This window comes from uncultured Legionella sp., from assembly GCF_937871865.1.
In the GTDB taxonomy this organism is placed as follows: domain Bacteria; phylum Pseudomonadota; class Gammaproteobacteria; order Legionellales; family Legionellaceae; genus Legionella.
The window spans coordinates 1-22,622 of the sequence record NZ_CALMPD010000032.1 but is presented as its reverse complement, the minus strand read 5'-3'; the positions used below and the strand labels follow the sequence as shown (position 1 = coordinate 22,622).

The window sequence follows — 22,622 nt, the reverse complement described above, 5'->3', positions numbered from 1 at the left end:
GGAATACTTCATGTTTTCGGCTACGAGTTTAAAGATAATATTTGCCATATCCATTTACATAGTAATAATCATTGCAGGTTGGTATCCGTTCAAAAAACGTATAAAAGATGATCAGCACATTGATTTTCCAATTGGAGAAACTTTGGCAACAGGTGTTTTTTTAGGAGCAGCCCTTCTGCATATGCTGCCTGAATCAAATACTTTGTTTAAAAGCATGGGCTATGATTATCCCTTTGCATTTATCATTACCGGGGCAGTGTTCTTAATCTTCCTTTGGTTTGAACATTTAGGCAAAGAATTATATCACCACCATAGTTCTGAACATCCTGCATTTGCCATATTGGCCTGGGCAATGCTTTCTGTGCATTCTATTATGCTAGGAGCTGCTCTTGGATTGGCTCAATACAACTCAATGATCATCATGTTATTTTTAGCGATAATCACTCATAAATGGGCTGAAAGCTTCGCAATTGCTGTCCAGTTAAATAAAAGCTCCATGAGTACCAATAAAAGCATGATATTTTTCATTTTATTTAGTTTTATGACTCCGCTAGGAATCTATCTTGGATGGTACTTTGGTCAAGGAATAGAAACAAACTCCGTATTTGATCCGATATTAATAGCCGCATCAGCTGGTACATTCCTATACCTAGGTACTCTGCATGGATTAGAACGCTGTGTGATGGTGGAGCGCTGCTGTAATCTAAGTGATTTCAGCTTCGTAATAATTGGTTTCTTGCTTATGGCATCGGTAGCGATTTATGTTTAAATTTTTACAACATAAGCCATTGATTCTGGCATCAGGTTCTTCAATTAGACTTAAATTACTTGATACGCTTGGGCTGGATTTTTTAGTAATCCCCTCAAATGTAGACGAAGATGCAATAAAAAAAATCCATCAATCGGATAATCATCTCGATCTTGGCTTCGCTTTAGCTAACAGTAAAGCTTTGGAAGTGAGTAAGCGTTATCCGGAGCACTATGTGATTGCTGCAGACCAACTCTGCGTTATAGGCAAAAAAATTTTGGATAAACCTTTAAATCACCAAACCGCAATTGAACATCTGCGCCTGTTAAGCGGCAAAAAACACCAACAAATAGCCTGCCTTTGTATTGCCAAAGACGATAAAATTCTCTGGTACCACCATGAGATAGCAAATTTAACGCTTCATTACCTGAGTGAACACACTATTGAAGCTTATCTGCAAAGTGAAAAACCCTATCAAAGTTGCGGAGCCTATCAATATGAGAGCAAAGGTAAATGGTTGTTCAAGGAAGTAGACGGCAATGAGGACACAATTCTGGGTTTACCACTGCTCCCATTGGCCAATGCATTACTCAGCCTTGGTGTAGTAACTATTTAATATTTTTAATTACAATCAGGAATTAATATGCAAATAGCAAAAATTCAAGCTCGTGAACTTTTAGATTCTCGTGGCAACCCAACGGTTGAAGCAGATGTAGTGCTAGATAATGGTATAGTAGGAAGAGCCAGTGTACCATCTGGTGCATCCACAGGAAGTCGTGAGGCTTGTGAGCTTCGTGATAACGATCCAAAACGTTATAATGGTAAAGGAGTACAGCAAGCGGTTTCGCATGTAAATAATGAAATTAACGCAGCACTTAAAGGTTCGAACGTAGAAGATCAAGAAAAACTAGATCATAAATTATGTGAACTGGACGGAACAGAGAATAAATCGCGCTTAGGTGCCAACGCCATTCTTGCCGTTTCATTAGCCAGTGCCAGAGCAAGATCACTCTCTCATCGTCATCCCTTATTTGTGGACTTGAATCAAGGCGAACAGATGTCTATGCCTGTACCTATGATGAATATACTCAACGGCGGTGCTCATGCGGACAATAATGTGGATATACAGGAATTTATGATTCTACCTATAGGGGCACAAGATTTTCCTACAGCACTACGTATGGGAGCTGAGGTGTTCCATGTCCTGAAATCTGTTCTAAAGAAACAAGGCTTGAGTACTTCCGTTGGTGATGAAGGTGGTTTTGCTCCTGATATTAAATCGAACAGACAAGCTCTTGATATGCTAAGTGAGGCTGTTGAAAAGGCGGGTTATCGTCTGGGCAAAGATATTGTATTTTCTCTAGATGTTGCTGCATCTGAGCTTTATGAGCACGGCACATACCATATGGCTTCAGAAAATCAAAAATTCAGCTCCATTCAACTGATTGACTATTATGCAAATCTTGTTTCCAGTTATCCTATTGTCAGCATTGAAGATGGGCTGGATGAACAAGACTGGGCAGGGTGGAAATTATTAACCGAACGCCTTGGAGCGACGACTCAGCTTGTTGGTGATGATTTGTTTGTAACCAATCCTAAAATATTGCAAGAAGGGATAGCTCAGAATATTGCCAACGCTATCTTAATCAAAGTAAATCAAATTGGAACATTAAGCGAAACCAGACAGGCAATTAAACTGGCTCATCAAAACGGCTATCGCTGTGTTATGTCTCATCGTTCCGGAGAAACGGAAGATACTTTTATTGCAGATCTTGCGGTAGCTACAGGCTGTGGACAAATTAAAACGGGTTCTTTATGCCGTACTGATCGTACCGCAAAATACAATCAACTTATCCGTATCAATGAATACTCTACTCTACCCTACGCAGGGATGAGCATCATGAGTCGATAATCAGATAACCGCCTTCTCCCAAATCAGAGGAAGGCGGCTCAATTTGTTCTGTTCATCAAATCTATAGATAAGTCCATAATAGGATGGTTTTATAAATAAAAAAGCTGATTTAGCTCTTTCAGATATTGCTCCAGCGTGCAATAAGGTAATACAATAATCATTAGAAACATCAAAAGACAGAAATTATGCGCCCCATATTCATTATCTTGATTATTGCTTTAGTTGTACTACAACATAAGCTTTGGCTAGGTGATGGTAATGTCATCCAGTGGATAAATCTTGAAAAAAAGCTTGAAGATCACCGGCAGGAAAACAATAAATTAGCCACTCGAAACCGAGCTATGGAAGCAGATATTCGAGAGCTAAAAGGAGGTGATCAAGCACTTGAAGAGCAAGCTCGTCACGAGCTAGGAATGATAAAGGAACATGAAGTATATTATCAATTTGTTGATTAACACATCATGTTCAAATAGATAGTTCCTACTCCCTCACGCTCGCTAATACACTAAAACACTGTTTAACGCAAAGTTAAGTTGACAGAATCCTTTTCCTGTGAAGACTGTTTTTCAACCTTAGAAAAAAAACTGCTTTTACAAACTAAACTTTGAATTTTGACCACCACTTCCTTACTATGAGTTATATCTTCGCCACCATAACGATGTTCCGAGAGCATTTGATCATTAGTTTGATCCGCATTAGCATTTGCTTTTGCCTTTAACCAGCTATCAATAGTTTTTTCGTACCCTTCTTTATCTTGGGAAGCTTTGGACAATTGATCAGACAAGCTCATGAATGCTTCTTGTTTTTGACTGCGATCTGGGCCTGATAATATCCAACCCGAATTATGAATTTCTTCATCGACCAACTTTCTTACTTGTTGGCAAGCGAAAAACTCTTTAAATTTATCTAAAGAATGTTCCTGATGTTTTTGAGTAAACAGAACTACCCATTTGGCATAATGAACCAAACTCTGCATGTGTCCATGCAGGTTTCTTTTTCCTAGTTCTTGCTCCATCTCATTTAAACAATGTAATAAGCGTTTTGGATCATTATCACAATCGGAAATCATATCTCTGTAACGTTGCAGATTTTGTTTTTCGTAACTTCGTGTAAAGAAGGTATACCAAGGACTATGATAAGCATCCAAAAATTTAAGTATGATTTCAGATGTGCCTACCTTACGGTTTTGGCTTAAATTAATATGCTCGTTCAACAGATTATCTAATTCAACTAAAGAGCGCCTGTTTGTAATGAGGCTTCTGTGTTGGAACGATTGAGCCAGTCCTTCTTCCTGCGTAGAATAAAGCGCTTGCCTTTGCCCTATTTTAGGTATGATTACAGAACTTTGGATTAAATCAACAATATGCTCTTTAGTTAATGACTTATTGTCCTCACCAAAAACCATTCCTTGAGCCAAAGCCATAATACCTTGATAAGCCTCCTTCTCATGAGTAGGCAAATGGATATTTTGCCATTCCTCTCCTTCTTTAAATGCCCCCACTACCCGCTGATAACTGAAATTGGTGTCTTTAAGACGTAAATTACCCAATTTAAAAGTGGCTGTATGATTATAAATGGTTTTAACTTGTTTAATATGTTCCAGGAATTCTTCCAGACTAGGATTAGCCCCGTTATTAGCTGATTTCATTTTTTCATAATGTGCTGATAACATTTTAAAGTGCATCCAGATCCCATCTGCAGAAGATTGGTGTGTAGACTCCATGTCCTCCCTTCGTTCATCTGGCCCTCCTGGCTGAATAGAGGTTTTAATATTAAATTTGGCAAACAATGGATCTACATTTACATCATCCATGAAGGCTGTATCTCCGGCAAAATAAATATCACCTTCCATGGCCGGTGACTGCAACACATAACCATTAAATGCAGATTTATGTGCATCCATTAGACCTCTCCCAGACCAGTGTCTGGCAGGTACAGCGGTTAACCTCAATAGTTCAATACTCCCATCTTTAATGGTTGCCTCTTCCCAAGCTTCCAATTCCACAACGTCAGTAAAACCCTGATCAGTAAACAATTTTTTATCACCTTTGGGAACTATCATTTTAGGATTTTGTTTTAATAAACGTTGTAAGGTTTCTTCAGAATGATGATCTCTATGATTATGAGACATGATGACCACGTCTACTTTTGGCAACCGCTTATCTCCTTCACCATCAATAAGCTTGCCTTCTTTAGTCATCCGAGGATAAATCACCGGTGCCATGTCCCCTTCGAAGGGATCTGTTAGTACATGTAAAGGTTTGCCATTAGGGGTTGGAATAACGAAAAAATTAGAAGCATGGCCTATCCAATAATGGACGGTTTTATCCGTTTCCGGATCAATAGGCGTATCATGAAGATAGATGTCGCTGTCTAAATAATCATGCTCGCTATATCGCGCTGTTTCAAATATATGAATGCCTACTTTGGCAAAAACCCAGTTTAGCACTGCTTTAAAACGCTCTAGCTGAGTTGAGAAAAAAATGCGTGCAGCTTCTGCGCCGTGCTGATGTGCTTTATCGTCGTCGGGTGCAGTATAATGACCTGTGCGCGCATTATAGTTAATTTTGGGCAGTTTACTATCGAGCAAATCATTATGAAACTGGTTAGCCTGGTTATAATGACCTAAACGTTCCAGACTTAGTTTAGGACTTTTCAGGTCAGAATTAATTCCTAGCTCCTCAATAAAGCCAAGTGTCTGAAGATGCATAAAATGTTGTAAGTTAACACGTAGGCTCATATTTAAAGGAGTTTTAAGCTCCTCTTCGCTTAGCATAGATACCTTAATGCATAGATTTTTTAAATAATTGTTTAATTGTTGGGTGTCTTCGGTAGCATAAATCCAATTCTTCGCTAAGCGATTATTCTCATCCAATGAAAAATTTGCTAAAGAAACAGGGGAGTTGGCTATAAGTAAATCCAGATTAGTAATCGCTTGTTTCACCTCTAGACTTGGAGAGGAGTTCTTGTAATGCCTCATACCATCTATCAACGATCCCACTAAAGTTCCCACACCTAAGGGAGATCCTGTCTGTAAACGCGGAATAACTTGGGTATTTATGAATTTAAATTGTTGATTTGGGTCATCAATAGAAAGGATATGATTCAGAGCCGTTACAACCAGCTGAATATTACTTCTAAGCCGCGCTATAGCGTCTGGATTTTCCTGACGTATTTTCGTGTTACTTAATTTATTCACCAGATACTGACAAAATTCTTTCATCAGAAAATATTGCAGGCGTATGCCAGCATCTTTATGCCGGGAATCGTCACAATGATGTAAAAATTCATGCGCTGCAGCTTGCATCGCTAAATTGAATTTGTCATCCATACCCGATTGGGGATGAGATTGTATATCAACGAAAGCCTGTTTCATTTTTGCCAAAGTAGTAGAAGCATTTATGAGGGGAGTAATTCCGGTAAATTGTTGGTAACTGGCTTTGACTGTTTTTCTTGCATGATCTTCGGGGTATAAGATTTTATCTCTAAAGAAAGCGATCCCCATTGATTCGCCTATGCTTTGCTTATTTATTTCGTTGCTAGTAGCTTCATATATTTTTTTATTCTCAAGAATATTTTTTATAGTGATAGTAGATGCCAGATTTTGAAAAGACATGGGTAGCCGCTTAAATGCAGCAAGCCCTTCTGGCGAAAGATCACTAATCAAAGGAATTAGATTCACTTCAGCGATAGTCTCATTTTGAAACAGTTTTTCAACAGCCGCATAAAATTCAGGGGCCATAGATTCGATTAAGGCCTCGTGATGAAGATTATAAAATAAGCCAGGAACTTTTGATAAATGATGGCTATTTATGAATCTTGATTGCTGGGTCACCGCAGCATGAAATCCTGGGTTAATCAGTGTTCTTTCATAATTATCAAGTATCCATCGAGAATATATTTCTATGCATTTCCCTTTGTCTTCTACCGATAATTGGGTTTTATCATCCAGAAGATAATAATTGTTTAACAAGAACTTATAATCCCAATTCAGCGCAGTCATTTTTGCTTCACGTTCCAGGGAGTCGCCAGCAAAATTATGTCGATACCAAATATTGGAAAAATAATTCTCTTCAAATTTATTTGAAACAACCATGGAATGTACAGTAGCTGCAGGCATTAAAGCGCAATTATGAAATCCAGGATGAGGTTCTACCGTAACAATCCCGTCCCCCATACATTCTTCAAATCGATGAATATCTACAAGAGGAAATTCATCATGACGAAGATCACTCATAGCAACAGGAACAGTTATTTGAGCTAAGGGAGAATTCTCAGGTTTGGGTTTAAATAGCAATTCATCAACATCAAAGCGCTCTTCACCAATAGTAAAATACCCGGGAGGGATTTGTTTGCCACGTACGGGGTCGTGAGCAACAACTTTTAATGTGCGATTGCCCATTAAATAGGGATGATTAATTAACAATTGTGTCAAAAGCAAACTTTCAACAGCACCTCTACTATGCCCCAGAATAGTAATTACAGCATCATCAGCAATATCACCCTGCTCAATACGTTGCTTGATGTATGCGAAGGCATCTTGAACCGCTTCCACACAACCATTTCCAGCGATTGATTTTTGTCCTTTAACCACAGCAACTGGCAGTACTGAAGGATACACGGGTTTTCTACCTGTAATAATGCCTTGGACACCAAGAACATCAGGATCAAACAAACCATCAGGATCACTTGCTACACCTGGAACATTATAAATATAAGTATCTAATAAGGCTTTATTTTCCATAGATGAATCATAGCTGTTTGCTACTTCGCAATGAGCCTCGCCTTCCAGATGATTGATATGACCTGTACCCCCAAAGCATACGGTAATACCTGAAGCAGGATTCCCAATCAGCCGTTCATTCCATGACTGAATTTTTGATAATGTAAAAATTTTAAAGAAGGACTCTTCTACCGATGTGATTTTTTTATGATTGTATTGAACAGACTGGATAAGGTTTTCAATTTTATTTATTGCAATCCGATCAGAAATTTCCGGACGGCTGATCAATTCTTGTAGTGATAAAAGTGCTTTGAAGGTTAATAAATTAAGCGCGGGTCGAGTAGAGGTAATGAATCCCTCTGAATTGATAGTATCACTCAATTTATCGCTATAATCTGCAATTAACGAATTAAGTGATTCAATAATCTCATCTTTTACTCCGTTTTTGTCAATATCATATTTAGAATAAGACATAAAATATCCTTGAAGAACAAACTCTGATCTTAATTCTAGTAGAAAATTATTAAGAGAAGATTAAAGCTAAGATAATATCTTAACTGCAAGCTGGATTTTTATCCGTATTAATCACAGCAATATCATTCTAATTAAACAGCAATAAAATCCTGAAACTGTTCTGGTTGTTTATCCCAAAGGCTAAGAACAAATCCGCCTCCACCAGATCCTGTTGGTTTTACGGCCAGTGCGCCAGCATCAAATAGTGCATTCATATGTTGTTGTAAACTTTCACTAACCAAGCCCCATTGAAAAAAGCAATCTGCAGCTTTATTCATGGCTTTAGCCAAAAGTTCGACCGCATTGACATCAGCAGTTTCAAGCGCGCATCGAGCCTCATGAACTGCTTCAATCATCTGTGAATCTATTTTCTCAGCTAAAAGTGGCTCCTTTTCCCATAGAAGATTAACTTGCTGAATGCAATGAGAAGTAATTCCAATTTGATTACAGGAAGACAGATACCATTGTGGTTTAATGACCTGTTTTAAAGGAGTACTCACTCCTCCTTTAAAAAATACTCCGCCTTCAGCAGCTACACCAGCAATGTCAAGACCACTGCTTTTGCCATGAAAAAGGTGTTCTAACTCCTTGGCAAACTCATTGCAGTTTTTATCCTCTACCATTTGCTGGGCACAGAACCAACGGCTCATTGCTACACACAACGCAGCTGAAGCCCCCATTCCAACACCAACCGGAATATTAGTATCTAATTCAAAATGGCCACCTAATTGATTAAAAGAACGGCCTAATAACTGCATTCCCTTCTCTAGAACACTCCAAAACAATAAATGCATGTCCTGACCTGTACTGCCAGAATAATCGGCACTTAATGATGGAGAGTGAGCCTTATAACGAAGTTGTAATTGTCTCTCTGTAATAGGAAAAACTAATGCTTCATGGCCTCGAACAACAGCATGCTCTCCAGCAAGGATCCATTTGCCATAAGTTATTGTTTCAAAATCATAGAACATCGTAATTACCTAACAAATATTGTGATTTAAATTGACGTGCCTTATCGGCTTGATCTTCTCGATACAGTAAATGAATATTAGGGCCTGCATCCATGGTTACAATAGGACCATCACCTTCATCTTCCCATTTTGATTCAAGAATTTTTAGTATGTCCATACTGCTTTTTGAAATATAAGTGAATGGTTGTTCACAGCTACTGAATAAGTTATGCATGTCCTGAAATTCGTGCCAACAGATTTTATAAATATTTGCCCAATCTTCAAGCATGAATGCATCCAACAATAATTTAAGCCTCTCCTCTGCACGCTCACTTCTGTCGGCATAAAATGGGCTGGTCTTTACGCGTCTATGTGCTTCACTGGAAGAGACTTCTTTTTCCTGATTGCTTACGACTATCACTTGATGAATCAAATTTTTATAAGGTAAATCAATAGTGCGCACGCCTTGCTCATCCCATATAGCCCAGGGAGAATAAAAGGACCGACATGAAGAACCTGAACCTAAACGACTTAAATATGCTTGTTCATCAATAGAAAGAACGTTCTTATTAGTCAATTCACTTAAGGCAAGCACAGCACACTTAGTCAATGCAGCAAAACTGGATGCAGAACTTGCCAAACCACTACTGTGCGGAAAATTGTTGCTCGATTGAATTAAAAAACCACCGGTGTAACCAAAATAATCTTTTAATCTGGCTAAATGGTCAATATATCTCTTTTGTCCGGCACTGGATAAATTAAATTCTGCAGCACCTGGAATATTTAGAGACTCCCATAAGTCTTTTTTCCCAGGCAACAACTCCAGTTTTACGGTAGTTAATAAATCATTTAAAGTGTATGACAAAGAGGCATTATCGGGAAGATTTGAATCCTGATTTTTTTTCCCCATATATTTAATCAAAGCAATATTAGCTGGTGCCTGTGAAAGCCAATGCATAAAATTTCTCCTTGAGATCAATGACCTGGTGCATCATTCCATAAAATCTTATGCAATTGCAGTTGAAAGCGAACAGGTAGATTATCTTCTATAATCCAGTTTGCCAGGTCGGTCGGATTGAGCTGGTTCCAGCTTGGTGAAAAGAGCAAATGTACACGATCGGCCAGACTATGTTCTTTTATCATAGCGCTGGCCCAATCAAAATCATTTCGGCTGCATAATACAAATTTGATTTGATCTGTAGGTTTTAAATAGTCCAGATTAGAGAGCAGATTTTTATCGGCTTCAAGCGAGTCAGGAGTTTTTAAATCCATGACAATCATAACGCGAGGATCTATTTCAGCAATATCACGAGCGCCACTGGTTTCTATTGAAACGCTATAACCTTCGTCACATAATCGTTTCATCAAAGAAATACAACCTTGCTGTGCCAAAGGCTCACCACCAGTAACACACACACGCTTGCATTTGAAAGACGCAATAGATGCCATGATGTCATCCATTTCCTGAACAGTACCGCCAGTAAACGCATAGGCGGTATCACAATACTGACAGCGTAAAGGACAACCAGTCAAACGAACAAATACTGTAGGTAATCCCACAGTGACTGATTCTCCTTGCAAAGAATGAAATATTTCCGTAATTCTTAATTGATTGCTAAAACGTTTCATAAAGCGTTAATTGATTCCAATTTTGAAGTTGCTAATTGTGCAGTAGGTGTACCTGGATAAGTCTTTACAACTTGCTGAAAGCGTCTTTTCGCTTCTTGATTATCACCTTTTGCAGCATAGGCATAACCTAGTTTTAACATACTGGCGGCTGATTTGCTGGAAGAAGGAAACTGTTGTAATACCGTTTCAAAATGTTCGATAGAGCGAGGATAGTCTCTCTTAACCAGGTACAACTCTCCTAACCAATATTCTGCATTAGCAGTATATCCGCCGTTAGGATATTTTTGTGCAAAGCTTTGCATCGCACTGATGGCTTTATCATATTGTTTGTCTTTTACTAATTCATAAGCTGCGAGATAACCGATTTGTTCATCTGCAGGATTAATTCTGGATACCGCGATAACGGGTTTATTAGGCGCAGGCTTTGCTATTTGCAGTTGTGATGCAGCTGGAGCCTTAGCCTGAGTAGGGCCAGTAGAGCCAATCGTTAAATCAGTGGCAGGCTTATTTTGAGCCGTTTTACCTGTTGCATTACCGATGCGGCTGTCCAAATCTTTATAGAATGCTATTTGTTGCTGCTGCAGGAGTTTTAAATCATGAGCCTGAACTTCAAGTTGCCCACGTAATTCCTGAACCTCTTGTTGTAAATTGAGGATTTTATCAATTAATCTGGCGTTTTTGTTGATATTGCTTAGGTCACTGGATTGATCGTCTTGAACCAAAGCTGGGCCATCATCAGATTCGGCATGTTCCATCTGTACTTCATCATATTTGGGATTGACAACAGAGGCCTCATCGGCCATCTGTTGTCCATCTATAATTGCAAAATTATCACTATCATCTACCACAGGTGCCTCTGACCAGCAAGTCAGAGGAAACATCACTGAAAAACAAGCAGCGATAATAGTCTTTTTGCAATAAATCATCTTGTAGCCTCGTAAGTAAATTCAACACGTCGATTTTGAGCGTGCGATCCATCATCATGTCCGTAATTTGCTGGGCGCTCTTTACCATAACTCACAACGCGTACTTGTTGTCTGCTCACTCCAGCCATACGTAAAATGTCTGCTACAGTATTAGCACGGTGTTCACCAAGAGCTACGTTGTATTCACGACTTCCGCGTTCGTCGGTGTGTCCAGCCAATAATACGCGTGCACCTGGATGGGTCTTCAAATATTCCGCTTGGGCATTCACTGAAGGTAAATATTTAGAAGCCAAAGTACTGTCATCATAAGAGAACAAATACAATTGATTATGAGGAGCCTGGGTTGTATAAGACTCACCTGGTTCTTGACCAGCAAAACGAGTCATTTGACCTAAACCTTGAGCAGAAGCGTCAGCGTCACTCATCGCTGCACCATCAGCACTACCTGGTGATTTGGAACAAGCAGCAACCAATACCACACTAGCTGCTAATAATCCCAATTTAAATAACGATCCGGCTTTCATCCTCAATCTCCTTTGTTCTTTTTATTATTAGAAATCACACATCTCTATCATGGAGGGCCATTGTACAATTCTTTTTATTTTTTGGCTATTACTGAGTCAGATTTTATATGAGAAATAACGAAATCGGCTACTCTGGCAGTAAATTGTAGTGATGCTTTATTTGCAGCCACTACCCCGCCATAAGGAGTATCGGATAAGCAGGCTATCTGTTGACTGATAATTTGTGAACCAACCACTTGATTATCACTTGTTCGTGTTACTACTATTTTGGCAGAAAACTCAAGAACACTAGGCTTTTTCAAAAAATTCTGTGCCAAAGAAAGTAGTTGAGTGTCCAGGCGATAAGTTGCCTCTTCGCTATAGGGACTGGAGGTAACTGCATAAAAATATCCAGTGCGCTGTAAGCTTTGTACTAATAAAGGGAACAACATGTCCGCCGGAGGTGCTGTCCATGCATTTTTTACAAAAGACTCCAATTGGTATGGTTTTTTAATATACAACATTTCTTCGGTCTGAAATCCAGCTACAGCCTCTGGTGCTGTAACCAGAATAGACGTATGATGAGGTCTGGATGCCCATTGTTTGGTACTGAACGCAGTCAATTGATATTCATTAGTTACCGGGGTCTTCACTGGGGAACAGCTAATAAGTCCGAGGCTTATAATAAGAATTCGAAGGATTCTCATGACTACTCTCCTGGTCCAAGTTTAGGTGGTTTGGTTCCCCGAATCACTACCGATGGATTCTGACGCATTTCATTACTGACTTTCTCAAGATTTGCAGAAATTGTATTCAGGCGCCGCAACAAAAGTACCGCAGGTGGTATTGTTTGTTGAGAAATCTTGTCGACTGTATTCTTACTGGCATCCATTGTTTTAGAGACACTTTTGCCAGCAATGCTAATGTCTTCTGCCATTGTATTAAACCGGGCGACACCAATTTTTAATTCATCAAGCATTTTTGGTAAATCTTTACTAACCTTGGCCATATTAGCGAGGAATACATCGGCACTTTTTAAGCTATTGTCAATATTTCTGCTGTTCGCAGCCATAATTGAAGTAAACTGATCGACATTAGTCAGTGTATTTCTGATATAGGCGGCATTTTGCTCATTAAATATACGTTGAGCCTGATCACTTACCTTACTCACATTATCAGATACCTCTTTGAGAATAGTATCTAATTGATTAAATAACGAAGGTTTGGCTGGGATAACCGGATAAGGCTCTCCTGGCATCTTTTGTATTGGTGTCAAATCAGAAGACCCGGCAGAAAGCCCAATAAAGGTTACTCCTGTTATCCCCTGTGAAATTAATGTAGCAGAAGTACTTGTGGTTATAGGGATTCCCTTTTCGATACTTAGAGTGAGCTCAACTTGTCTGGGGTCATTTTTATTAAGCTTGATTTTTCTCACAAAACCAACCTGGACTCCATTGTATTTAACCGGTGATTCTTCACTAAGACCTGAAACCGACTCACGAAGATACACAGTATAAAATGTATATACTTTCTGATTAAAGCCAACAGACAACCACAACGCCGCAGACAAAAGTCCGCCCGTCAAGATAAGTACGATAAGTCCGACTATGGTGTAGTTGGTTTTCGATTCCAAGTAGCCTATCCTCTATTATTATACTGTAGACAGTATGTATCTTAAAATTTACTGAAATAATCAGCAATCAATGGGTTCTTATTTTTCATTAATTCGTTAATGGGTTCAACACTAAGAATTTTCCCATCTCCGACAAACGCTACTCTATCAGTAGTTCTTTTTAAGGATTCTATATCATGACTGATCATGACAATAGTTAAATTCAACGAATCTCTTAAAAAAACCACCAAATCATCAAAAAGCCGTGCACCACGAGGATCGAGTCCTGTTGTTGGCTCATCAAGAAACAACAGTTCGGGATCCATAGCTATAGCTCTTGCTGCAGCAGCTCTTCGTTGCATTCCACCGCTCAATTCAGAAGGAAATTTTCCTGCTGCTTCATTCGGTAACCCTACCAATGCAATTTTTAAACGAGCAAGTTCCTCCATAAACTCTGGCTCCAAATCAGTAAACTCCCGCATCGGAAACATCACATTTTCCAGAACGCTCATCGCGGAAAATAAAGCGCTATGTTGAAAAAGCATCCCCCAGCGACGTCTAAGCCTAAAGGCTTCGTGCGAATCAAGCTTACTAATATCCTCACCAAAGACCTTAATAGTACCTGCAGTTGGTTTTAACAACATTAACAAACTGCGTAATATAGTGGTTTTACCACTGCCTGAACCGCCAATGATCGCCAGAATTTCGCCTTTCTGAACAGTCAGGTTCACATCTGTATGCACCCATTGATGGCCAAGGTAATTCTTCATCCCTTGAATTTCAATGACAGGTTCACTCATCTAGAGTCCCATCCAGCTATAAATTATAGAGAAGGCAGCATCAGCTATAATAATCAAAAACAAAGCCTGAACAACACTTTTCGTTGTTTGACTTCCAATACTATCAGCACTTGCCTGAACTCTAAACCCCTGAAAACACCCCACTAATGCGATCAATAATGCAAATACAGGAGCCTTATATAGGCCTAGCATCATTTGCGACAATCCTACATCATTTTTCAGACGGACTAAAAAATCGTCAAAGCCGATGCCCAACATGTGTTTTGACATCAGCATAGCCCCAAAGATACTGAACATATCAGACCAGAAAATTAACAGGGGAAAAACAATTAATAGCCCAATAACTTTTGGAACCACAAGCAATTCTGTAGGAGAGAGCCCCATGGTAAGTAATGCATCGATTTCTTCATTAACCTTCATACTGCCAATTTGGGCGGTAAATGCAGAACTAGTCCTCCCGGCAACGATAATAGCAGTTATTAATGGAGCAAATTCTCGAAAAACAGCCATACCCGACAAATATGCAATAAAGATATTGGCGCCATAAGTAGCTAATTGCAATCCCATTTGATAAGCCAGGACGACCCCAATCAAAAAAGAAAGTAACGCAACGATAGGTAATGCTTTAAGACCTGCAGAATCAATAATTGATATAATGCTGGGCAGCTGGAATCGACGCCAGTTTCCCAGAGCTTCAAATATTTTAGTACTCAAATCACCAATTAAAATAATTAAGCCATCGGCTTGCATTAATTTATTTTCAGCCTCTTTGCCTACCTGATATAAGAAGCCTTCTTTTTTGGGGGGCGGAATATGATAAGCTAAGCTCTCTTTTTTTGAGTCAATCAGATTAATAAGCTGATGTTGATTTTCCGTAAAATTGATCAGTTCAATCTGATTATCATGTTCTTTTAATTGAGCAACACACTTCATCAATGCTAAAGCCCCTGCACTATCAAAGGTCTTGATTGATTCACCATTTAAAATTATTTTTTGTGATTTTGGGAGCGTGCTGGCTTTAAATAGTTTAACCAATCCATCAAGAGCCAAAACAGACCAGGTACCTGAACATTGGTAGGTTGCATGGTCTTCATCAAAAATAATCTGAGCTCTTGTTTGTTCCATAGTCTATGGGTCTATGATTTGAAATAAATGCTTTTTAGGATAATACATAAAACCCTAAATCAGCAAAACTAATAAATCATGTTAACATAATATTATTCAGACTTCAGGTTTATTAATGTTCCTTTTTAAACGCTTAAATCTAATGAAATGTATTCATTTATTTCAGGAAAAAAACTGCTCTGATGGATAAACATCAAGAGCAGTTTTTTAAATTCATAATTAACTTAAAGTTGGAACAGGTCGAACATGCTCAACAGCATCGTTTAATGAATTGACATTAGCTCCAGTAGCCGTTTGAGTTACTGAAAACATAGTTAAACGACCATTGTATATTGATGCAGCAGCTATTGCTAAAAGACCAATACCAGTGATAGCTATCAATAAATTAGCAATTACATCTTTATAACCACGATGAGTATTAAGTGTAATAACGTCTTTATTCTCATTATTCAAATAAAGTTGAGCCATTGACTTAAAGGTATTCAGATCAATTTTGTTATGTTCATAATCGCTACATAATAAACTGAGATTCGTGTGAATAACTCCGGCGGCGTTAGTGGCTCTTCGATAAGTTTTTGCATCATCCATTTGATTATTATCTCGGTACTTGTCTGATATGTCAGAAAGCTTTATCCTTTTTGCGTTCAAAACCATCAATTGATCTCTAACCGCTACTATCTCTTGCGCTCTCTCATGATTAAATTCATCGGAGTTTGTTTTTAGTGGGCGGTAAAAACGATTTGTCGAAGTTGAAATCGAACGCTCAGACAGATAATCACTTTGTCCAGAATATTCATTTGAAGGAGTGTTCTTGCCAAGATCGTAGTCACTTGCATCAACACTTAAAGAACGCTCTGAGTGAGAAGCTTCTTCTGTAAAAATAACAGTTTTAATTGCTTCTTTGTCAGTGTCATTTTCTACCGTTATAACTACTTCGTCATTAGCCTCACTTTCTTCATCAGAATCAGTTGTTAATGGTTCAACAGAAACAGCCTCAGTGATTTCAATCTTTGTCTCAGCAAGCACTACTTCTGGCTTAGGAAATTGCGCTTTTTTTGCTTGGATCAATTGTTTTATTTGAAGATCTTGCGCCTGAATCATGGATGTATGATGAGGTGTCAGCCCCCCTATTTTCAGTGGGCTTTGAGCATTGGCTTGAGACCTTTTCATACTCGACAAAATTTCTTCCAATCGCTTATATGAGTTACAGTCTTCCAAGCGGGTAATTATGCTATTTCTTGCTTCTGACGCTCTGGCATAGCTGCGTTGCTCTCTTCTATCTTTAGCGGCCACGGTTTACTCCAATTTAATGAACAAAATAAAAGCACATTGTACTTGGCTTTTCTATGAAAATCTACTGGTCTTTTTTAAATCAAACAAAAAATTTGATTCATATTTGTAACAATACAGTTATAAATTTATTCACTGACACATCATGAGATGCTTTTCAATAAGCCAGTTAAAACTAATGTGCCGAATTACTGCTGCTTGGCGTAGGTCTCCAGAAATGCCGGTCGAAGTCTGGAGCTCTGGATAATACGAGCAAATCACCGTAATTATGACGCAATTTATTAATGCTGCATCGTTAAATAATAACCAATTGATTTGAATGAAAATTCAGAACGTGGACACGATCCATTGAACAACGCATGGCTCATGTATTATAATTAAGGCAAGACACTAAAAACGAGGTTTATACTCCAATGCGCATTATCTCTCAATAAGCCCTGAAAGGGCCAACCAATTCACGCCCAAATTCATTGAGAGAGAGCATATGACCCGTTTAATTCAATTAGTAGATTTAAGTCTATATTTTTCAAATAAAATTTGCTTTGAAGCCTTTACCCATAACATCCATTTTGGCGACAGAATCGCCTTAATTGGTGATAACGGTTCAGGTAAAAGCAGCATGCTAAAAATAATCAATAAATTGATGCCCCCTAGCGATGGTTCTGTTTTTTATTCTAATAATCCCTCTGTCGCTTACGTCCCTCAACTAATAATTGATAGTAATATAAGTGGCGCTGAGCGATTTAATCAAGCATTAACCAGTGCCTTATCAAAAAGCCCTGATGTTCTTCTGCTCGATGAACCTACTAATCATTTAGACGCTAAAAATCGTTACAGCCTGATGCGCCTACTGGAACAATATTCAGGAACATTAATCATAGCCTCTCACGATGTTCAATTACTAAGGCAAAATGAGTATTGTTTTTGGCAATTTCACCAAAATAAAATTACAGTATTTCAAGGCCAGTTCGCTCATTTGCAACAACAGAATACTAAAAACAGACAAACGATTGAACTCGAAATAAGTCAATTACGGCAACAAAAAAAACAAAATCATCAAGCCTTAATGCAGGAACAACATCGAGCCAAAAAATCTCGCCTGAAAGGAGAAAAATCCCTTCATCAAGCAAAATGGCCAACCATTGTTTCAAAATCTAAAGTACTTCGTGCCCAGGAAACATCCGGAAAAAAGAAGAAAGCACTAACTGAAAATAAAGAACAACTCCTAAATCGTTTGAAGGAGTTAAGTGTTGAAGAGGATATCACCCCTCATTTTGAGTTAAAAGGTTCAATAAATTCGTCGAAAGCATTAGTAACCATTAGAGGTGGTTCTATCACTTATAATACAAATCCCATACTTGAGAATATTAATCTTAATATTACAAGTACCAGCAGAATAGCACTAATCGGTTTAAATGGTTCTGGAAAATCAACGCTAGCAAAAGGCATAATGAATGACAACAATATGGTGAGAGAAGGATTTTGGTTAACTCCTGCCCGCAAAGACATAGGTTATCTGGATCAGCATTATCAACAATTAATTGAACATGATACGGTATTGGAAACGCTACAGAAAAGCAGACCAGACTGGAACCATCTTGAACTACGTAAACATTTGAATGATTTTCTATTTCGAAATAATGGCGAGGTTAATTCCAGGGTCTCTATGTTATCAGGTGGAGAAAAAGCACGCCTATCTCTGGCCCAAATTGCCGCGAACCCACCCAAATTATTAATACTTGATGAAATAACGAATAATCTAGACCTAAAGACCAGAGCACATGTGATTACCTTACTGAATAAATACCCGGCTCCTTTTATTGTCATTTCACATGACAGCGATTTTTTAGAACATATAGGGATTAATGAATATTACAACACCTGACTAAATTTTGAACTATAATATTAATGATAAACGTGTTTGGAGTTAAAAATGGACCACAATACGACCCAATGCACTTCATTAATCAGACTATTTGCATTACTGTCTTTTTTAATATGCCTTTTAGTCGTTGTAACTCCTGCAAGAGCAGATTCAAGAGAGTTAAATGCCCCAAAACCTTATGTTACCCCGACTCAAGTAGCATGGTACTATTATAGATACAGACCCTATCGTTACTATAATACTCATAGATATTACAGACCCTACAGATACTATTATCCCTATCGATACTATAGGCCTTACCGATATTACTACCGATGGTAATAAACAGTACTTTTAAACAGACTCCGAAATGATACATTGATAATTTCGGAACCTGTTTAAATGATAAAAACCAACTGTTTTTTATAGAATATATCCCACGTGCGGTATCATTATGATTGGAACATTTTTAAATCAGGTAGTTTGGATTCGTTCTTTATGATAAAATTGGCGCTATTTTCATAAACCATATTCAGGCATGCAAAACGACTACAGCCAATTTGAACAGCGCAAACGCGATCACATTGAACTCGCACTCATGCCCTCAAATCAAAGCAGTGAATTAAATCCGTTTGATCACATGTCACTACTTCATGAAGCGATGCCAGACATAAACTTTGATGAGATAACGATTCAGAGCACGCGATTTAACCAACCAGCAACGTCTCCTTTTTTTATAAGCTCGATGACTGCCGGTCATTCCAACGCGATTAACATCAACAGAAACCTTATTGAGGCCTGCTCTCAATCCAATTGGGCAATGGGCGTCGGCTCTCAGAGAAGAGAATTAACAGACAAGCAAGCAGCGTTTGAGTGGAAGCCTTTGCGCCGTGATTTTCCAACGGTTCAATTATTCAGCAATCTAGGAATAGCACAAATAATTAACACCCCGGTTTCATCAATTCAACGCTTAATTGATTCGTTACAGGCAAACGCATTAATTATTCATTGCAATCCACTGCAAGAATGCATTCAGCCAGAGGGAACAACTCAATTTAAAGGCTGTTGGGATGCTTTGGCTGTATTAGTAAAACAGATTGACGTTCCAGTGATCATAAAAGAAACTGGGTGTGGATTTTCTCAAAAAACATTAACCCGACTCAATCAGTTTGGAGTCGCAGCAGTTGATGTCAGTGGTGTCGGAGGTACTCACTGGGGACGTATTGAGGGTCATAGAGCCAATAAAGATTTAATCAGACATCAAACAGCAGAAACGTTCCGCAACTGGGGAATAGATACACTACAAAGCGTAAAAAATGCGGTTATGATAAATCCTGAGTTTGAAATCTGGGGTTCGGGTGGAGTACGGCATGGTCTTGATGCAGCAAAATTAATTGCCTTGGGTGCGACCTCTGTCGGTTTTGCAAAACCAATGCTCGAAGCGGCTTTAACCTCAACTGAACAAGTACTCAATAAAATGGCTGTTATTGAATACGAACTAAAAACAGCCATGTTCTGTACCGGCAGTCAAATGCTTAGCGATTTAAAGGAGAAGGCATGTCTATAGCCTCCAATGCCAAAGAGTTATTCCGTGGGTTCTCAAAATTATCGAGAGATGATCGTTTCCAAAGATTATTAGAATTGGGGGCAATGACTGAAGAAGACATCGCATTCCTGAAACAAGGTGCCATTCAAGATCTGAATCTCGCTGATAAATTAATAGAAAATGTCATTGGCTATTTTCAACTTCCGCTAGGAGTTGCCACAAATTTTAACATCGATGGTCAGGATTACGTTATTCCGCTAGCAGTTGAAGAAACATCAATTATTGCTGCTTTATCCAAATCAGCCAAATGGATCAGACAGCATGGAGAAATTAATACCTGGGTTCATGGAGAATGCATCCTGGGCCAGATTCAATTAGCCAAAATAAACGATTTTCAACGATTTTCGGATATTTTTAACGCAAATCGCCTCCGCTTAATTCAAAAAGCCAATGAGGATGTTGCTGCTAATATGGTAAAACGAGGTGGCGGAGTTATTGATTTGCAGTTACGTCATTTAGCGAGAGAAGACGGATATGATATGGCAGTGATTCATTTAACCATGAACAGCTGTGACGCGATGGGAGCGAATATCATTAATCAAGTATTAGAATATTTGAAATCCCCTATTGAGCAGTTGACTGGCGAAACAGTCACCATGTGTATTTTATCCAATTTAAATGACCAGAAATTAACTACAGCCAGGGTAACTATACGCAACATAGACCCTATTCTTGGCCATAAGCTTCAGGAAGCCTCTCTCTTCGCGGAGATGGACCCCTATAGAGCAGCGACTCACAATAAAGGTGTAATGAATGGAATAGACCCCGTTTTAATCGCTACAGGTAATGATTGGAGAGCAGTAGAAGCAGGTATGCATGCCTATGCAGCACGCTCTGGCCGCTATCAGGCAATTACTCGCTGGCGCTACCAGGATGAAGTACTGACTGGTGAGTTAACTGCACCAATTATTGTAGGTACTGTGGGTGGTGTTACCTCCTTGCACCCTACTGCAAAAATGTGCTTAAGAATGATGAACATTAGTTCTGCAAATCAATTATCACAGGTTATTGCAGCAGTAGGCCTTGTTCAAAATCTAGGGGCAATTAAAGCTTTATGCACTGATGGCATCATTCAAGGGCATATGAAATTACATATTGATAATCTGCTCTTAGTTGCTGGCGCTGATGAAAATGAGATGCCCGTGCTCAAAGAACGCCTGCAAGAATGGCTGGATATAAATAAACGAGTTAGCTTGAATAATGCTCATGATCTTTTAGCTGAAATCAGACAAACATCGATAGCCGTATGAAGTGGCAAATACCTGCAAAAACTTTTTTATTAGGTGAATATTCCGCTGTCGCAGAAGCTTCTGCCATCATTGTAACAACAACACCTTATTTTGAATTGTCCCTATCAGAAAGTGACAGCTCAATAGAGAAAATTCATCCAGAATCTCCTGCCGGCATCTTATGGTATAAAGAAAAACCGGTCGAGAAATACCTTTCCTGGAATGATCCCTATAAAGGGCGTGGTGGCCTTGGAGCCTCCAGCGCACAATTCCTTGCGTGTTATTGGGCAATATGCCACTTAAACAATAAAACACCTGAGCTAAATTCTATGTTGGATGCATATTATCAATCCTCGTGGAAAGGCAAAGGATTAAGACCCAGCGGTTATGACGTCATTGCTCAATCCCATCAAGGTTGCGTGTATATAAACAAACAAAATAACGTTATTAATGCCTTTAGCTGGCCCTTTCAAGATATATCATTCCTGATTCTCCATACTGGCATCAAACTCGCAACTCATCACCATCTGATGGAAACAACACTTCCAGCTCCAATTGATTACATGTCAAATCTGGTAGACAACGCCAAAGAGGCATTTGAAAAGAAAAACAGTATACAGTTCATCAATGCCATCAATGATTATCATCACATACTCTTTAGCTTAAATCTGGTTGCTCCACATAGTCAGGAGATCATTAACTCGATAAGAGAATATCCCGAAGTTTTGGCAATAAAAGGATGCGGAGCTCTTGGTGCAGATACTCTCTTGATAGTGACCAAACAAGAAGATTTACTCTTAATGAAAAAAAGGCTTGAGGCAAGAAATTATTTAATCCTTGCAACAGAGAATGATATATATAAAACAAACAATGAGAACATGGATTAAAACACCACTCAAACTCTATTCGCCTACAAAAATAATTGCATCATTAAAAGAAAATACCAGGATCAGTAAACGAATTTATTTCGTATAAAAGTATATCTATGGAGCGTTAGCGAAATAATCCAGCTCAAAGACTCGTGATTGCGGACTTAATCAACCCTATATATTACTCAACGTTGACCATTTCCTGAAATAAGAATCACCGCGATGCCCATGAGGTCACATAACGTGGTTGTAAATAGGGTTAAAAACAAAATATGGCACGTCGATCGAAGAGGTCAATTCAATATCAATAAGAAATAATAAAA

At 38.7% G+C, this 22,622-nt stretch carries 20 protein-coding genes; 9 read left to right on the top strand and 11 right to left on the bottom strand.

Annotated elements, in window-relative coordinates:
* Window positions 1-10: 10 nt before the first annotated feature.
* The 4 genes from Q0495_RS01980 to ftsB all read left to right on the top strand — a co-directional run bounded on the left by Q0495_RS01980 (window position 11) and on the right by ftsB (window position 3,115).
* A complete protein-coding gene (locus tag Q0495_RS01980) occupies window positions 11-769 on the top strand; it encodes a ZIP family metal transporter (protein WP_298622491.1) in 759 nt (252 codons plus the stop codon).
* Window positions 762-1,364 carry a Maf family nucleotide pyrophosphatase gene (locus tag Q0495_RS01975; protein WP_298622489.1) on the top strand — a complete coding sequence of 201 codons (603 nt, stop codon included), beginning with the start codon at window positions 762-764 and terminating at the stop codon, window positions 1,362-1,364. Before Q0495_RS01980 ends, Q0495_RS01975 begins: the two co-directional genes overlap by 8 nt.
* Window positions 1,365-1,391: 27 nt before the next feature.
* Window positions 1,392-2,660, top strand: coding sequence for a phosphopyruvate hydratase (gene eno, locus Q0495_RS01970; protein WP_298622487.1), 1,269 nt, complete (start codon window positions 1,392-1,394; stop codon window positions 2,658-2,660).
* Between the two features lie 185 nt (window positions 2,661-2,845).
* Window positions 2,846-3,115, top strand: a complete 270-nt coding sequence (gene ftsB / locus Q0495_RS01965) for a cell division protein FtsB (protein ID WP_298622486.1) — start codon at window positions 2,846-2,848, stop codon at window positions 3,113-3,115.
* A gap of 62 nt (window positions 3,116-3,177) precedes the next feature.
* On the opposite strand, the gene Q0495_RS01960 is transcribed toward ftsB, so the two are convergent.
* From Q0495_RS01960 to Q0495_RS01910, 11 genes are all read right to left on the bottom strand, one after another.
* Complete coding sequence (locus Q0495_RS01960; RefSeq protein ID WP_298622485.1) at window positions 3,178-7,857, bottom strand: MBL fold metallo-hydrolase; 4,680 nt, start codon at window positions 7,855-7,857, stop codon at window positions 3,178-3,180.
* 131 nt (window positions 7,858-7,988) lie between these two features.
* Window positions 7,989-8,867: a mevalonate kinase gene (locus Q0495_RS01955; RefSeq protein WP_298622483.1), complete on the bottom strand. Its 879-nt coding sequence runs from the start codon at window positions 8,865-8,867 to the stop codon at window positions 7,989-7,991.
* Entirely contained in the window at window positions 8,857-9,804 is a 948-nt protein-coding gene (locus tag Q0495_RS01950) for a diphosphomevalonate decarboxylase (protein WP_298622481.1), read from the bottom strand. The genes Q0495_RS01955 and Q0495_RS01950 overlap by 11 nt, the downstream gene beginning before the upstream one ends.
* Before the next feature lie 17 nt (window positions 9,805-9,821).
* Complete coding sequence (queE, locus tag Q0495_RS01945) at window positions 9,822-10,475, bottom strand: 7-carboxy-7-deazaguanine synthase QueE (protein WP_298622479.1); 654 nt, start codon at window positions 10,473-10,475, stop codon at window positions 9,822-9,824.
* Entirely contained in the window at window positions 10,472-11,401 is a 930-nt protein-coding gene (gene ybgF / locus Q0495_RS01940; RefSeq protein ID WP_298622477.1) for a tol-pal system protein YbgF, read from the bottom strand. The genes queE and ybgF overlap by 4 nt, the downstream gene beginning before the upstream one ends.
* Window positions 11,398-11,925 (bottom strand): peptidoglycan-associated lipoprotein Pal, encoded by a 528-nt coding sequence (gene pal, locus Q0495_RS01935; protein ID WP_298622475.1) that lies wholly within the window; start codon window positions 11,923-11,925, stop codon window positions 11,398-11,400. The genes ybgF and pal overlap by 4 nt, the downstream gene beginning before the upstream one ends.
* 74 nt (window positions 11,926-11,999) lie before the next feature.
* Window positions 12,000-12,611 carry an ABC-type transport auxiliary lipoprotein family protein gene (locus tag Q0495_RS01930; protein WP_298622474.1) on the bottom strand — a complete coding sequence of 204 codons (612 nt, stop codon included), beginning with the start codon at window positions 12,609-12,611 and terminating at the stop codon, window positions 12,000-12,002.
* Between the two features lie 2 nt (window positions 12,612-12,613).
* A complete protein-coding gene (locus Q0495_RS01925; RefSeq protein WP_298622472.1) occupies window positions 12,614-13,537 on the bottom strand; it encodes an MlaD family protein in 924 nt (307 codons plus the stop codon).
* 41 nt (window positions 13,538-13,578) lie between these two features.
* Window positions 13,579-14,316 (bottom strand): ABC transporter ATP-binding protein, encoded by a 738-nt coding sequence (locus Q0495_RS01920; protein WP_298622471.1) that lies wholly within the window; start codon window positions 14,314-14,316, stop codon window positions 13,579-13,581.
* Complete coding sequence (locus Q0495_RS01915) at window positions 14,317-15,441, bottom strand: ABC transporter permease (protein WP_298622470.1); 1,125 nt, start codon at window positions 15,439-15,441, stop codon at window positions 14,317-14,319.
* 219 nt (window positions 15,442-15,660) lie between these two features.
* Window positions 15,661-16,734: a hypothetical protein gene (locus Q0495_RS01910; RefSeq protein WP_298622468.1), complete on the bottom strand. Its 1,074-nt coding sequence runs from the start codon at window positions 16,732-16,734 to the stop codon at window positions 15,661-15,663.
* 481 nt (window positions 16,735-17,215) lie between these two features.
* Between Q0495_RS01910 and Q0495_RS01905 the strand changes: the two genes are divergently transcribed.
* From Q0495_RS01905 to Q0495_RS01885, 5 genes are all read left to right on the top strand, one after another.
* Window positions 17,216-18,616, top strand: a complete 1,401-nt coding sequence (locus Q0495_RS01905; protein WP_298622466.1) for an ATP-binding cassette domain-containing protein — start codon at window positions 17,216-17,218, stop codon at window positions 18,614-18,616.
* A gap of 48 nt (window positions 18,617-18,664) precedes the next feature.
* Complete coding sequence (locus tag Q0495_RS01900) at window positions 18,665-18,937, top strand: hypothetical protein (RefSeq protein ID WP_298622464.1); 273 nt, start codon at window positions 18,665-18,667, stop codon at window positions 18,935-18,937.
* Window positions 18,938-19,133: 196 nt separating this feature from the next.
* Window positions 19,134-20,162 carry a type 2 isopentenyl-diphosphate Delta-isomerase gene (gene fni / locus Q0495_RS01895; RefSeq protein WP_298622462.1) on the top strand — a complete coding sequence of 343 codons (1,029 nt, stop codon included), beginning with the start codon at window positions 19,134-19,136 and terminating at the stop codon, window positions 20,160-20,162.
* Entirely contained in the window at window positions 20,153-21,451 is a 1,299-nt protein-coding gene (locus Q0495_RS01890; RefSeq protein ID WP_298622460.1) for a hydroxymethylglutaryl-CoA reductase, degradative, read from the top strand. The genes fni and Q0495_RS01890 overlap by 10 nt, the downstream gene beginning before the upstream one ends.
* Window positions 21,448-22,317 (top strand): hypothetical protein, encoded by an 870-nt coding sequence (locus Q0495_RS01885; protein ID WP_298622458.1) that lies wholly within the window; start codon window positions 21,448-21,450, stop codon window positions 22,315-22,317. Before Q0495_RS01890 ends, Q0495_RS01885 begins: the two co-directional genes overlap by 4 nt.
* Window positions 22,318-22,622 lie beyond the last annotated feature (305 nt).